15 protein-coding genes are annotated in these 12,753 nt (G+C 72.6%); 10 read left to right on the forward strand and 5 right to left on the reverse strand.

The features are described 5' to 3' along the window. Window positions 1–104: 104 nt before the first annotated feature. Together QC282_RS17160 and QC282_RS17165 are read left to right on the forward strand one after the other, a co-directional pair. Window positions 105–1,817: an FUSC family protein gene (locus QC282_RS17160; RefSeq protein WP_279550308.1), complete on the forward strand. Its 1,713-nt coding sequence runs from the start codon at window positions 105–107 to the stop codon at window positions 1,815–1,817. Continuing rightward, window positions 1,814–2,386 (forward strand): MarR family winged helix-turn-helix transcriptional regulator, encoded by a 573-nt coding sequence (locus tag QC282_RS17165; protein ID WP_279550310.1) that lies wholly within the window; start codon window positions 1,814–1,816, stop codon window positions 2,384–2,386. Before QC282_RS17160 ends, QC282_RS17165 begins: the two co-directional genes overlap by 4 nt. 32 nt (window positions 2,387–2,418) lie before the next feature. Here the strand turns inward: QC282_RS17165 and QC282_RS17170 are convergent, their stop codons facing one another. Further along, window positions 2,419–3,183 carry a VOC family protein gene (locus QC282_RS17170; protein WP_279550311.1) on the reverse strand — a complete coding sequence of 255 codons (765 nt, stop codon included), beginning with the start codon at window positions 3,181–3,183 and terminating at the stop codon, window positions 2,419–2,421. Between the two features lie 91 nt (window positions 3,184–3,274). Beyond that, window positions 3,275–3,667, reverse strand: a complete 393-nt coding sequence (locus QC282_RS17175; protein WP_279550313.1) for a VOC family protein — start codon at window positions 3,665–3,667, stop codon at window positions 3,275–3,277. Between the two features lie 151 nt (window positions 3,668–3,818). On the opposite strand from QC282_RS17175, the gene QC282_RS17180 reads away from it, so the two are divergent. Further along, entirely contained in the window at window positions 3,819–4,373 is a 555-nt protein-coding gene (locus QC282_RS17180; RefSeq protein WP_279550314.1) for a GNAT family N-acetyltransferase, read from the forward strand. 3 nt (window positions 4,374–4,376) lie between these two features. Here the strand turns inward: QC282_RS17180 and QC282_RS17185 are convergent, their stop codons facing one another. After that, a complete protein-coding gene (locus tag QC282_RS17185; protein ID WP_279550315.1) occupies window positions 4,377–5,060 on the reverse strand; it encodes a glycerophosphodiester phosphodiesterase family protein in 684 nt (227 codons plus the stop codon). 261 nt (window positions 5,061–5,321) lie between these two features. On the opposite strand from QC282_RS17185, the gene QC282_RS17190 reads away from it, so the two are divergent. The 5 genes from QC282_RS17190 (at window position 5,322) to QC282_RS17210 (ending at window position 9,960) form a co-directional block, all read left to right on the forward strand. Continuing rightward, on the forward strand, window positions 5,322–6,719 hold the full coding sequence (locus QC282_RS17190; RefSeq protein WP_279550316.1) for a DUF6421 family protein: 1,398 nt from the start codon (window positions 5,322–5,324) through the stop codon (window positions 6,717–6,719). Window positions 6,720–6,757: 38 nt separating this feature from the next. After that, complete coding sequence (locus QC282_RS17195) at window positions 6,758–7,504, forward strand: SDR family NAD(P)-dependent oxidoreductase (RefSeq protein WP_279550417.1); 747 nt, start codon at window positions 6,758–6,760, stop codon at window positions 7,502–7,504. Next, window positions 7,501–8,571, forward strand: coding sequence for a low specificity L-threonine aldolase (locus tag QC282_RS17200; protein WP_279550317.1), 1,071 nt, complete (start codon window positions 7,501–7,503; stop codon window positions 8,569–8,571). Before QC282_RS17195 ends, QC282_RS17200 begins: the two co-directional genes overlap by 4 nt. Window positions 8,572–8,657: 86 nt before the next feature. Beyond that, the gene (locus QC282_RS17205) at window positions 8,658–9,230 is read left to right on the forward strand and encodes a transglutaminase domain-containing protein (protein ID WP_279550318.1); all 573 of its coding nucleotides are present in this window, start codon (window positions 8,658–8,660) and stop codon (window positions 9,228–9,230) included. Window positions 9,231–9,243: 13 nt separating this feature from the next. Beyond that, window positions 9,244–9,960 (forward strand): B3/4 domain-containing protein, encoded by a 717-nt coding sequence (locus QC282_RS17210; RefSeq protein WP_279550319.1) that lies wholly within the window; start codon window positions 9,244–9,246, stop codon window positions 9,958–9,960. A gap of 208 nt (window positions 9,961–10,168) precedes the next feature. Here QC282_RS17210 and QC282_RS17215 read toward each other — a convergent pair whose 3' ends face one another. Together QC282_RS17215 and QC282_RS17220 are read right to left on the reverse strand one after the other, a co-directional pair. After that, entirely contained in the window at window positions 10,169–10,897 is a 729-nt protein-coding gene (locus tag QC282_RS17215; protein WP_279550320.1) for a lysophospholipid acyltransferase family protein, read from the reverse strand. A 184-nt stretch (window positions 10,898–11,081) separates the two neighbouring features. Further along, a complete protein-coding gene (locus tag QC282_RS17220; RefSeq protein WP_279550321.1) occupies window positions 11,082–11,501 on the reverse strand; it encodes a DUF4395 domain-containing protein in 420 nt (139 codons plus the stop codon). Window positions 11,502–11,578: 77 nt separating this feature from the next. On the opposite strand from QC282_RS17220, the gene QC282_RS17225 reads away from it, so the two are divergent. Together QC282_RS17225 and QC282_RS17230 are read left to right on the forward strand one after the other, a co-directional pair. Continuing rightward, the gene (locus tag QC282_RS17225; protein WP_279550322.1) at window positions 11,579–12,010 is read left to right on the forward strand and encodes a thioredoxin family protein; all 432 of its coding nucleotides are present in this window, start codon (window positions 11,579–11,581) and stop codon (window positions 12,008–12,010) included. 187 nt (window positions 12,011–12,197) lie between these two features. Further along, entirely contained in the window at window positions 12,198–12,707 is a 510-nt protein-coding gene (locus QC282_RS17230) for a flavin reductase family protein (RefSeq protein WP_279550323.1), read from the forward strand. Window positions 12,708–12,753: the final 46 nt, after the last annotated feature.

Raw genomic sequence — 12,753 nt, forward strand, 5'->3', positions numbered from 1 at the left:
GCGAGCGCAAGGAAGTGCACGGGGAGCGTTCGAGGGAGCACAGCAAGTGAGCAGCACATCAGGAGCCAATCATTTACAGGTAAAACACCTGCTAAGGTCTGGTCATGAGCAGGACGACCCCCACCCCCCGGACCCCGGCCGTCCGGCGCCTCCCGCTGGCCGGCGCGCTGCGCGTCGGACGGCCCTCGGACATCTGGTTCAAGCCCGCCCTGAGCGTGGTCGCCGCGGTCGCCCCGCCCAACCTGACGCTGCTCGCCCTCGGCCGCCTCGACCTCGCGATGTACACGATGGCCGGCTCCCTGTGCGCCCTCTACGCGCACCACCGCCCGTACGCCGCCCGGGCCCGCGCCCTCGCCTGGGTCGTGCTCGGCATGCTCGCCGGTCTCGCCGTCGCCCTGGTCACGGCCTCGCTCACCACGAACGCCGTGCTGCTCGTCACCGTCGGCGCCCTGCTGGCCGCCGCGCAGAAGGTGCTGTGCGACGCCACCCGGATCGGCCCGCCCGGCAACGTGATCCCCGCCTTCGTCACCTCCGCCGCCCTGTTCGCGCCGCAGACCCTCGGCCAGGTCCCCGGCCACCTCGCGCTCGCCGCCGCGGCCGGGGCCTGGGCCTGGCTCGTCGGCATGGCACCCGGACTCCTCCGGCCGCACGGCCCGGAGCGCCGCGCCACCGCCCACGCCCTGAACGCCGCCGCCGCGTACGCCGAGACCCGCGGCACCGGCGACGGCCACGCGAGGGCCCGGGCCGCCGGGTACGCCGCCGTGCAGGCCGCCCGGCAGTCGCTGATGTCGACGGGCGCCCGCTCCACCACGACCCGGCGTGCCCTGGAACGCCTCGTCGTGCGCGCCGAGGTCGCGCTCGCCGCACCCGTGGACAGCGACCCCGAGCGGCTGCGCGCCTGGGCACGCCAACTGCGCGGCACCCGCCCGGTCCCCGGCCCCGACGACCTGCCGGACGCCACCGGCGAACTGCTCGGGGTGGACGCCGAACGCGGCACCCCGGCCCGGCCGTGGTGGACCCGCCTCGGCCCGCTGACCCCGCTCGCCGTCCGCACCGCACTGGGCTGCGCCCTCGCCGGACACGCCTCCCTGGCCCTCGGCATCGGCCGCCCCTACTGGGCGATCGTCACGGCCGCCTCGCTGTACCAGGCCAACCTCACCCTCACCTGGAGCCGGGGCGTCCAGCGCGTCGTCGGCAACCTCGCCGGCGTCCTGCTGTTCGCGGCGGTGGTGCCGCTGGCGCACGCCCATCACGCGGCCCTCGTGCTGTGCTGCCTCGCCCTCAACTTCGGCGCCGAGGCGCTCATCGGACGCAACTACTGGCTCGGCAGCGTGTGCGTGACCCCGATGGCCCTGCTCATCACCGAGTTCGCCGGATACCAGCAACCGGGCGCGCTGATCGCCGAGCGGATCACGGACACCGTCGTCGGCGCCCTCGTCGGCCTCGTCGCCGCCGTCGTCGTCACCAACCGCAGGGCCGGCGACCGGGTCAAGCAGGCCGTCGTCGCCGTCGACCGGGCCGGGGAACGGGCCGCGCGGCTGCTCGCCGAGCCCGGTCCGGCCCCCGGCGACCTGGAGTCCGCCCGCCGCAGCCTGGCCGCCGCGCTGGTCGAGCTGCGGGCCACCGCCGAGGCGGCGTCCGGCGAATGGTGGCAGCGCGCCCTGCCCCAGGAGAGGGTCGTGCACGCCGAACAGTCCGGACACCGTACGCTCGCCGCGACGGTACGACGCCAGGGACCGCACCCGGACCGGGGGACGCTGGACGGGAGCACCGTGGACCGGGGAAGCGACACGAAACGGGAGGACGCACGGCCATGACGGCAGCGAACGGACGGCCGGCGACCGGGGACGCCACGCGAGCGGAGGAGACGCCCGCAGGGGCGCGGGACGACACGGTCGCCGCGGTCGTCCGGCAGTGGCGGGCCGTCCACCCCGACCTCGACACCGGACCCATGGAGATCATCGGCCGCATCAACCGCTGCGCCGCCCTCCTCCAGCAGGCCGAGGACGCGCCGCTGCGCCGGGCCGGTCTGAGCCGCTCCGAGTTCGACCTGCTCGGGGCGCTGCGCCGCACCGGGCACGAGCTGACGCCGGGCGAGGTGGCCCGCGAGACCTTCGCCTCGGGCGCCGCCGTCACCAAGCGCCTCAAGCACCTGACCGAGCGGGGCCTGGTGGAGCGCCGCGGCGACGACCGCGACCGCCGCGTGGCCCACGTCCGCCTCACCGACGCCGGCCGCGACCTCGTCGACGGCATCCTGCCCGAGCAACTGGCCTACGAGAAGTCCGTACTGTCCGGTCTCGCCCCGGCGGGCCAGGGCGAACTGGCGGCCCTCCTCGGCGAACTGCTCGGCCGCCTGGAGGGCAGGCTGGGAGCGCTGCGGGCCTGACACGGACCGGGACGACAAGGCGACCGGCGCCGTCAGGGCTCGTCGCCCGCCCGGTACACGCCGAACATCGCGCCCTGGGGATCGCGCAGCACCGCGATGCGCGGACCGGCGGGCAGGGAGGTCGGCTCCATCAGGACCGTGCCGCCCGAGTCGGTCGCGGCGGCGGCCGTGTCGTCGGTGTCCGCCGTCGCGAAGTACGGCAGCCAGTGCGCCGGCACCTCGTGCGGGAACTTGTCGTCCATCGTGACCATGCCGCCGAATCGCGCGCCGCCGACCGTCCACCGCGTGTAGCGCCCGGAGGTCCCGGCGCGCCAGCCGAACACCGCCGCGTAGAACGCCTCGGCCCGTTCGGGCGCTCGCGTCAGCAGCTCCACCCAGCCCAGCGTGCCGGGGACGTTGAGCAGCCCCGCGCCCGGGAAGCCGCCCGGCTGCCACAGCTGCAGGACCGCGCCGGCCGGATCGACGGCCACCACCGAGCGGCCGAGGCCCCGGACGTCCGCCGGGCCGGTCAGGACGGTCCCGCCGGCGGCCGTGACCTCCCGCGCCGCGGCGTCCGCGTCGGTCACCGAGAAGGACACGTTCCAGGCGATGGGCTGCCCGTCCTGCTCCAGCGCCGTGATCCCGGCGACCGCCGCGTCGTCGAGGTACGCGACCGCGGGGCCGCCCGCCTCGGTGCCCGGAGGCGACCCGGGCCGCCAGCCGAACAGCGCCGTGTAGAACCGCCGGGCCGCCGCCACGTCGGGCGTGCTCAGCTCCACCCAGCAGGGACCGCCGGTCACCGGCTCGTCGAGCTCCATGGTGTTCCTTCCGAGAGGGACACCCCCTCCAGCACGCTAAGCCGGGTCCCGGCCACGGGCCATCCGGGACCCCGAGCGTGGTGCGCCGGCCTCAGATCCCGGGCCGGTACCGCATCGGATGGTCCGACGGCACCTCCACCAGCACGATCGGGACCCCGTCCGGGTCGGCGACCCACATCTCGATGAGCCCCCACGGCTCCCGCACCGGCGGACGGACGATGTCGACGCCCTTCGCCCGCAGCTCCTCCTGCGCCGCGCCGGCGTCCGGGACCTGGAGCCACAGCCGCACGGACGGCGACGGCGGCACCTCCGCCCGGCCCGACAGCTCCAGGAAGCCGCCGCCGAGGAAGTAGACGGTGCCGCGCTCCGGGCCCGTGCCGAACTCCCGGTAGACGGCGAGACCGAGCCGCTCCCCGTAGAAGTCACGGGATCGCTCGGGGTCGGTGGGACGGATCAGCGTCCGTCCGGCGAGTACGTGCACCATGAAGCGGAGCCTAGGCCGTGTCCGCCAAGCGGCGCCTGCCGCGCGGCTCCCGGCACGCCCTGCGGGCGACGCCGCCACCGTGCGGACGCGGCCGACGGCAGCGCTAGGCTCGACCCCGCCCGTGCCGCGTCCAGAAACGGAGAGGTCCCTCATGGATCCCGTGACCGCCACCACCGCCTCCACCGGACTGACCTTCCGCGACGCCCGGGACGCCGACGTGGCCGACCTGGTGGCGCTGATCGAGTCGGCGTACCGCGGGGACGCCAGCCGGGCCGGGTGGACCACCGAGGCGGACATCCTGGAGGGGCAGCGGACCGACCCGGAGGGCGTGATCGAGGTCATCAAGGGCCCCGACAGCAGGCTGCTGACCGTCGAGCGGGACGGCCGGATCATCGCCTGCTGCCAGCTCGAACACCGCGGTGAGCACGCCTACTTCGGCATGTTCGCGGTCAGCCCCGCGGTCCAGGGCGGCGGCGTCGGCAAGACCGTCCTCGCGCAGGCCGAGCGGCAGGCCCGGGAGACCTGGGGCGTCACGGAGATGCACATGACCGTGATTTCCGTGCGCGAGGACCTCATCGCCTGGTACGAGCGCCGCGGCTACCGCCGTACGGGACGGATGACCCCGTTCCCCTACGGCGACGAGCGCTTCGGCATCCCGCAGCGCGACGACCTGGAGTTCGAGCTGCTGGTCAAGGAGCTTCGCTGAGCGTCAGGCCGTGAAGCGGCCGGTGCGCTTGATCTCCGGGTAGTCGGTGGTCGCGCCGTCCAGCTCCAGGGCGTGCGCGAGCCGCAGATGCTCCTGGGTGTTGACCACCCAGCCGATGATCCGCAGGTCCGCCTTGCGGGCGTGCTCCACGACCTCCAGCGTCAGCCGGCGGATGTTGAGGCAGACGGTCGCCGCGCCCGCCTCGACGGCGCGGTCCACCACGTCGAGGCCGTACCGGCTGGCGATGAGCGCCGTGCGCACACCCGGCACCAGCCGGGCGATCTCGGTGATGGCCTCGTCGTGGAACGAGGACACCTCCACGCGCGGCACCAGGTCCCGCTCCAGCATCACCTCGGCCAGCGCCCGGGCCGCCGCCACGTCCTTGATCTCGGCCTGCAGCGGGGCCCGCACGGCGTCCAGGACCTCCTCGAACACCGGGACCCGTTCTCCCCGGCCCGCGTCCAGGGCGCGCAGCTCGTCGAGGGTCTGCTCGGCGATCGGGCCGCTGCCGTCGGTCGTGCGGTCCACGTCCAGGTCGTGCATGACGACCAGGGCGCCGTCCTTGCTCAGGTGCAGGTCGAGCTCGATGGCGTCCAGACCGGCGCGCTCGGCGGCGACGAACGACCGCAGCGTGTTCTCGGGCTCGACGCCCATGACCCCGCGGTGACCGATGGTGAGGAGGCTCAAGGTTCCACTCGCTTCCGTCGACGGCGGCTCGGCGGACGGAACGGAAGGGAACCGTCCGCACGGCAGGGCCGCAGCCTAACGGCCCGCGTCGAAACGTACCCCCCGGACCCTGGGCCGGCGCGACCCCCGGAGCGTGTCCGGCAGGAAAAAGTGCGGCGAAGGGTGGGGGTGGGCAGGATAATTTCCGGATGATCCTCTTGCTGGGAGAAACCTCGTATGCCTACGGTGTCCTCACACAGCTTCTCCCGTGGAGGATGGGACATGACGGAAATTCTTGTGCAGGTGGGTGCGGAGGAGAAGGTTCCTCCGGCGGCCAGGGTGGTGGAGCACCCGGCGTGGCCCGTGCTCAAGGATGCCGTGGAGCAGATCCGGCCATGGCAGTCCAAGGACGGATCGATCGACTTCGCCGCCGAGAAAGCCCCGGCCCGCGCCGACGCCGAGCGCGCCGTGCAGCGCGTCTGCGACGCCGTGCGCGAGCTGTCCCCGCTGCTGCCGCACGACCGCGCCTACCACGAGGCCCTCGTGCGGGACCTGGGCCGCTGGGCCGAGGGCGGCTTCCAGGTGCCGGACTTCCTGGACTCGCTGCTGGCCTTCCAGCCCGCCGCCAACCGCGTGGACGGCCTCCAGCACCTCGTGGTCTTTCCGATGTACACGCAGAACGGCAACCCCGACCGCAATCTCGAAGCGGTCGTGCTGCGCATGGTCTGGCCCGAGTGGCTGGCCGAGCTGGAGCGCACCCGCTACGACAACCCGCTGTTCTGCGGCATCACCTTCGAGGACTTCACGGCCGGCTACGACACCAACTCGGCCGTCCTCTTCCCCGAGACGATCGCCGTGCGCGAGGCCCCCGAGCGCTTCACCTGGGGCGGCATCTTCTGCGACCGCGAGGCCGCCCGCTTCCGCCGGGTCACCGCCGCCGCCGTGGACATCCTGGGCCTGGAACTGCCCGAGGACGTCGCCGCGATGGTGCACGACCAGAAGCGCTGCGAGGAGGCCTTCGTGCTGTGGGACATGGTCCACGACCGCACCCACAGCCACGGCGACCTGCCCTTCGACCCCTTCATGATCAAGCAGCGCCAGCCGTTCTGGATGTACGGCCTGGAGGAGCTGCGCTGCGACCTCACCGCCTTCAAGGAGGCCGTGCAGCTCGCCGAGGAGGGCGTCCCCCAGGCCCGCGACGTGCAGTACGCGGTCCTCTTCGACCGCATGTTCCGCTTCCCGGTCACCGGCGAGCGCGTCCGCAACTACGACGGCCTCGGCGGCCAGCTCCTCTTCGCCTACCTGCACAAGCACGACGTGGTCCGCTGGACCGACAACAAGCTGTCCATCGACTGGCAGCGCGCCCCGCAGGTCACCAACCAGCTGTGCGCCGAGATCGAGACGCTCTACCGGGACGGCATCGACCGCCCCAAGCTCGTCCACTGGTTCGCCGGCTACGAACTGGTCTCCACCTACCTCGCCCCGCACCCCGGCTCCACGTGGGCCAAGGGCCCCGACGCCCTGGACCTGACCCAGCCGCCGCGCAAGCTCGTCGACGAGGTGCTCGCCGACGAGTTTCCGCTCAGCATGTTCTACGAGGCCCTGTCCAAGAAGCTGAAGAAGGTGATCGCCTCAACCAAGGGGATCACGGCGGACGGCGCCGAGCAGGTCGCCGCGTGAGCGACCGCACCGACGAAGCATCGCTGGAGGCGAGGAACATGGGGAACGGGGCTCTCGACGGCGCGGTCGTCGCGGTGGCCGGAGCGGGCGGACCCGCCGGCCGGGCGGCGCTGCTCAGGCTCGCCGAGGCGGGCGCGACCGTCATCGGTTCGGACAACGACCCGGAGCGGCTCGCCGAGGCCGTGGACGCGGCCCGCTACGCGCACGGCGGCGCCACGGTCACCGGCGAGAAGGTCGACCTGCTCGACCTGGACTCCGCCCGGGACTGGGCCGCCCGCATCGAGAAGGACTTCGGCCGCGTCGACGGCCTGGTCCACCTCGTCGGCGGCTGGCGCGGCAGCCAGACCTTCACCAAGACCGACCTGGACGACTGGGACCTGCTGGAGAAGCTGCTCATCCGCACCGTGCAGCACACCTCCCTCGCCTTCCACGAGGCACTGCAGCGCAGCGACCGCGGCCGCTACGTCCTGATCAGTGCCGCGGGCGCGAGCAGCCCGACCGCCGGCAACGCCGCGTACTCCGCCGCCAAGGCCGCGGCCGAGGCGTGGACGCTGGCCATGGCCGACTACTTCCGCAAGGCGGGGGGCGAGCAGGGTCCGACGTCCGCTGCTGCGATCCTGGTGGTCAAGGCGTTGGTCCACGACGCGATGCGCGCCGAGCGGCCCAACGCGAAGTTCGCGGGCTTCACGGACGTCAAGGACCTGGCCGAGGCCATCGCCGGAGTCTGGGAGAAGCCCGCCGCGGAAGTGAACGGAAACCGTCTGTGGCTGACCGAGAAGCCGTGAACCCCCCGAAGACCGACGCGCGTCGCCATCACGACCCGGAGGTCCGCGGTTTCGCCAGTGACAACTACGCCGGGGCCCACCCGGAGGTGCTCGCCGCCCTGGCCCTCGCCAACGGCGGGCACCAGGTCGCGTACGGCGAGGACGCCTACACCGAGAACCTCCAGCGGATCGTGCGCAGCCACTTCGGCGCGAGCGCCGAGGCCTTCCCGGTGTTCAACGGCACCGGCGCGAACGTCGTCGCGCTCCAGGCGGTCACCGACCGCTGGGGCGCGGTGATCTGCGCCGAGAGCGCGCACATCAACGTCGACGAGGGCGGCGCACCCGAGCGCATGGGCGGCCTCAAGCTGCTCACCGTGCCCACGCCCGACGGCAAGCTCACCCCCGAGCTGATCGACCGGCAGGCGTACGGCTGGGAGGACGAGCACCGCGCGATGCCGCAGGTCGTCTCGATCACCCAGAGCACCGAGCTCGGCACGCTCTACACGCCGGAGGAGATCCGGGCCATCTGCGAGCACGCCCACGCGCACGGCATGAAGGTGCACCTGGACGGCTCCCGGATAGCCAACGCCGCCGCCTCCCTGAACGTCCCCATGCGGACCTTCACCAACGCGGTCGGCGTCGACATCCTGTCCCTGGGCGGTACCAAGAACGGCGCCCTGTTCGGCGAGGCCGTCGTGGTCATCGACCCGGACGCCGTGCGCCGCATGAAGCACCTGCGCAAGATGTCCATGCAGCTCGCCTCCAAGATGCGCTTCGTGTCGGTGCAGCTGGAGGCGCTGCTCGCCAAGGACCTGTGGCTGCGCAACGCCCGGCACTCCAACGAGATGGCCCAGCGCCTCGCCGAGGGCGTGCGCGCCGTGCACGGTGTGGAGATCCTCTACCCGGTGCAGGCCAACGCGGTCTTCGCGCGGCTCCCGCACGACGTGAGCGAGCGGCTGCAGAAGCGGTTCCGGTTCTACTTCTGGGACGAGAGCGCGGGCGACGTCCGCTGGATGTGCGCCTTCGACACGACCGAGGAGGACGTGGACGCGTTCGTGGCCGCCCTCAAGGAGGAGATGGCCCGCTAGCCGTACAAGACCATCGCGTGCATAGGTATGCGGTCGATCGGAAATGCATTGACTCCGGATCGGCCGCATACCTATGCTCTGCGGCCATGCAGCTGATCCAGGAAACACCCGACCTCTCCGCCTACTTGGCCGCCGACGAGGCGATCGACCACGATCACCCGCTCGTCCGGGAGGCCGCCGCGAGGCTCGCTGGTGGAGTGGCGGACTCGTATGAGTATGCGCGCGTAGCGTTCGAGTTCGTGCGCGATGCCATCCCGCACTCCCAGGACTCCGGCGATCTCCGTGTCACCTGGCGCGCCTCCGACGTCCTCGCGCAGGGGACCGGCATCTGTCACGCCAAGGCTCACGCGCTCGCCGCGCTGCTGCGGGCCGAGGACATCCCCACCGCGCTGTGCTACCAGCAGTTCGAGGTCGTCCACGGCCTGGTCGCCGTCCGCTTCAACGGCGCCTGGCACCGCCAGGACCCCCGAGGCAACAAGCCGGGTGTCGACGCCCGGTTCTCCCTCGACGGTGAACGGCTGGCCTTCACCCCCGACTCCGAGTCCAATGAACTGGACTACCCAGTCCTGTATGCTAAACCTCACCCGGTCGTGCTGGACGCCCTCAAAGCCGCCCCCGACCGGCCCACCCTGTGGACGACGCTCCCCACCGCACTCTGAGACAAGGCGGACCATGACGCTCACCCTGACCGTGTCCGACGAGGTGCGCGCCCTCGCGCCCGGCTTCACCCACGTCGCCGTCGAGGCGCACGGTCTGTTCAACGGCCCCAGCACCGACGCCGGTTCCGCCCTCCTCGACGACGCGACCCGCCGGCTCGCCGCCCGCCTCGCCGGGCGCGCCCCGCACGAGGACCCGCACATGGCGGCATGGCGGGAGGCGTACACGTCGTTCGGCGCGAAGCCGTCCCGCACCCGCAACTCCGCGGAGGCGCTGGCCAAGCGGGCCCTGTCGGAGTCGGGGCTGCCCCGGATCAACCTGCTCGTGGACCTCTACAACGCCATCAGCGTCGCCCACCTGATCCCCGTCGGCGGCGAGGACACCGACCGCATCGAGGGCGGCATGCGTCTCGTCCGTGCGACCGGCGAGGAGGACTTCGTGACCGTCGCCGGGGGAGCGGAGACGGTCGAGCACCCCGAGGCGGGCGAGGTGGTGTGGCGCGACGACGCCGGGGTGACCTGCCGCCGCTGGAACTGGCGCCAGGGGCCGCGCACCCGGCTCACCGAGGAGACCACCTCGGGCATCTTCCTGCTGGAGAGCCTCGCACCGATGCCGGTCGCCGACGTCGAGAAGGCCGCCGCCGAACTCGCCGAACTGCTGGAGAAGTTCAGCCCGGGAGCCCGCGTCACCGTCCGCCCCGCCGACCCGGCCCGCACCCCGCCGCGCGACTGACCCGGTCCGGTCGCCGGCCTCCCCGCCGGCATGAGGGGCGGATTCGTCGAGGAGAAGACCGCGGGCGCCGTCACGAACACCGTGATCCGGCGCCGCGTCGTTCGCCCCCGTAGCGCGGCCCTCGTACCGGAGCCGACCGGACAGCGTCCGGCTCCGCCGTCACGGGCCGGGCCTCATGGGCGGCGGCGGGACGGCCGGAGCGCGGCGGTCAGCGTGCCTCCGCCTCGCGGACCTGCTCCGGGGTCGGCGCCGTACCGCCGAGGTGCGCCGGGAGCCACCACGTGTCGTCGGCGTCCTTCGGGCGCACGGGGTAGGCGCGCTGCGCGGCGTCGAGGAGCTCCTGCACCCGCTCGCGCAACTGCCGCGTGATCGCGCCCGCGTACTTGTCGCGGGACGCCTCGATCGCCTCGCCGACACGGATGGTGATCGGCGTGTGGCTGCGCTTGAAGTTGCGCGGGTGGCCCTTGGTCCACAGCCGCTGCGTGCCCCACACGGCCATCGGGACCAGCGGGACGCCCGCCTCCTGGGCCAGGCGCGCGGCACCGGACTTGAAACTCTTGAGCGTGAACGACTGCGAGATGGTCGCCTCGGGGAAGACTCCGACGATCTCACCGGACCGCAGCGAGTCGAGGGCGTGCTCGTACGCCGCCTCGCCCTGCTTGCGGTCCACGGGGATGTGCTTCATGCCGCGCATCAGCGGGCCGGAGATCTTGTGCCGGAACACGGCCTCCTTCGCCATGAACCGGACGAGACGCTTCTGCGGCAGCGCCGCCAGGCCGTTGAAGATGAAGTCCAGGTAGCTGATGTGGTTGCTCACCAGCACGGCGCCGCCCGAGCGCGGGATGTTCTCCGACCCCTGGCAATCGATCTTGAGGTCCCACACCTTGAACATCGTGCGGGCGAGACCGACAACGGGACGGTAAACGAGTTCTGCCATGGGCAGGATGGACCCTTCCTTCTCTGCCTGGGAAGGGGACTCCCGGCGGAAAGTTACGCAGCCGTAGGTTTACGGCTTGTCGAGATGGTGCCCGAAGAACGTCCGGGTAGCCAGTCCTCCCGCCCGCCAACCGCGAGATTCTCGTCACGTTGGCCCACCTGCCCCACCTCGGGCTTTTACGCGCTCATTGCTCGGCCCGAACCGCCACACGCCGTACGAACAGGTACGACTCGCAGCCCAGGCAGTACCCGAAAGCGGCATTGAGGAAGGCCGCCGCGAGCGCCGCGCCCGTCGTGGCCAGTCCCAGCCACTGCGGGCCCAGCGCGAAACCGACCAGGCCGACGCCCGCGAACAGCAGCCCCACCGCCTGCGCGAAGCGCGGGGGTTGCGGCGCCTCGAACTCCGTCGGAGGTCCGAGCCGCGGCCGAATCGCCCTGCGGAACAGCCACCCGTACGGCGAGCGGCCCACGCCGCCCGCGGCGCCCAGCGCGAACGCCAGTGTCTGCCAGGCCAGCAGCCACGGGCTCCCGGTGATCAGCGCGACCGCCAGGACGACGGTCGTCACGGCCGCCCCGAAGCGGGGCCCTCTCGCATCGATGTCCATGCGGACCAAGCATTCCGCACGACGGCCCGCGCCGGGAGCCGGGAATCTTTGCGGTCTCGTGAACGCTTGTGCAGACAATGACCGGACTGGTGGTGTGCCTGGCGGTGCTCGCGGCGGCGAGCGCCTACGGAGTGCTGCGACGGCGGCGGAGCGGGAGGATGCGGGTGCGCGGGCGCGACGACGGCAAACGGCTCGGAGCGGCCGAACTGGGCGCCGAACTCGGCGAACGGGCCACGCTCGTGCAGTTCTCCAGCGCGTTCTGCGCCCCTTGCCGGGCCACCCGACGCGTCCTCGGCGAGGTCGCCGGCCTGGTCCCGGGCGTGACCCACGTCGAGGTCGACGCCGAGGCCCACCTGGACCTCGTACGCGCCCTGGACATCCTCAAGACGCCGACCGTGCTGGTCCTCGACGCCGGCGGTCGGGTGGTGCGCCGCGCCACCGGACAGCCCCGCAAGGCCGACGTGATCGCCGCGCTCGGCGACGCGGTCCGACCCGTGGCCGGACCGTGAGCCGGCTCCCACATCGCGGGACGTACTTGACTGTGCGCACCACGTATCGTCAGCCTGAGGCGCATGCCTTCGGAACTCCTTCTCTTCGGGCGGGTGCACATCGACCTCGCCCGCACCGCGAGCGCGCGCTGTCCGGGCTGCTGAGCAGCCAAGGACCCGCTCGTCACCTCCCCCGAAGGACAACTCCATGACGGCCACGCCCGACCTCGTCACCCACCGGCTCGCCTCGCCCGACCTGCTGCGCTCCCTCTTCCGCCGGCACGCGGCCGGAGTCGCGGTGATCACCGCGCAGTCCGGCACCGGCCCGGTCGGCTTCACCGCCACCTCGCTGACCTCCGTGTCCGCCGAACCCCCGATGATCTCCTTCGGCGTCGGCACCGGCGCCTCCAGCTGGCCCGCCATCGCCACGACCGACCACGTCGGCGTGCACATACTCGGCGAGCACCAGCAGGAACTGGCCGCCACCTTCGCCCGCAGCGGCGCCGACCGGTTCGGCGCGCCCACCGTCTGGCGGGAGGGCCCGGAGGGGGTGCCCGTGCTCGACGGCGTCCTCGCCTGGATGGTCGGCCGCGTCGTGGCGCGGGTGCCCGCGGGCGACCACCGCGTGGTCCTGGCCGAGGTCGTCCTCGGGGATCCCTCGGGCACCGGTCGACCCCTCGTCTACCACCAGGGGCGCTTCAGCGGTCTGCGCGACTGAGGCCCTGCCGGGCGGCTGTCCCGCTGCTGCGTGACGGTCCGGTTCC

It is taken from the genome of Streptomyces sp. DH24 (assembly GCF_029813775.1).
In the GTDB taxonomy this organism is placed as follows: domain Bacteria; phylum Actinomycetota; class Actinomycetes; order Streptomycetales; family Streptomycetaceae; genus Streptomyces.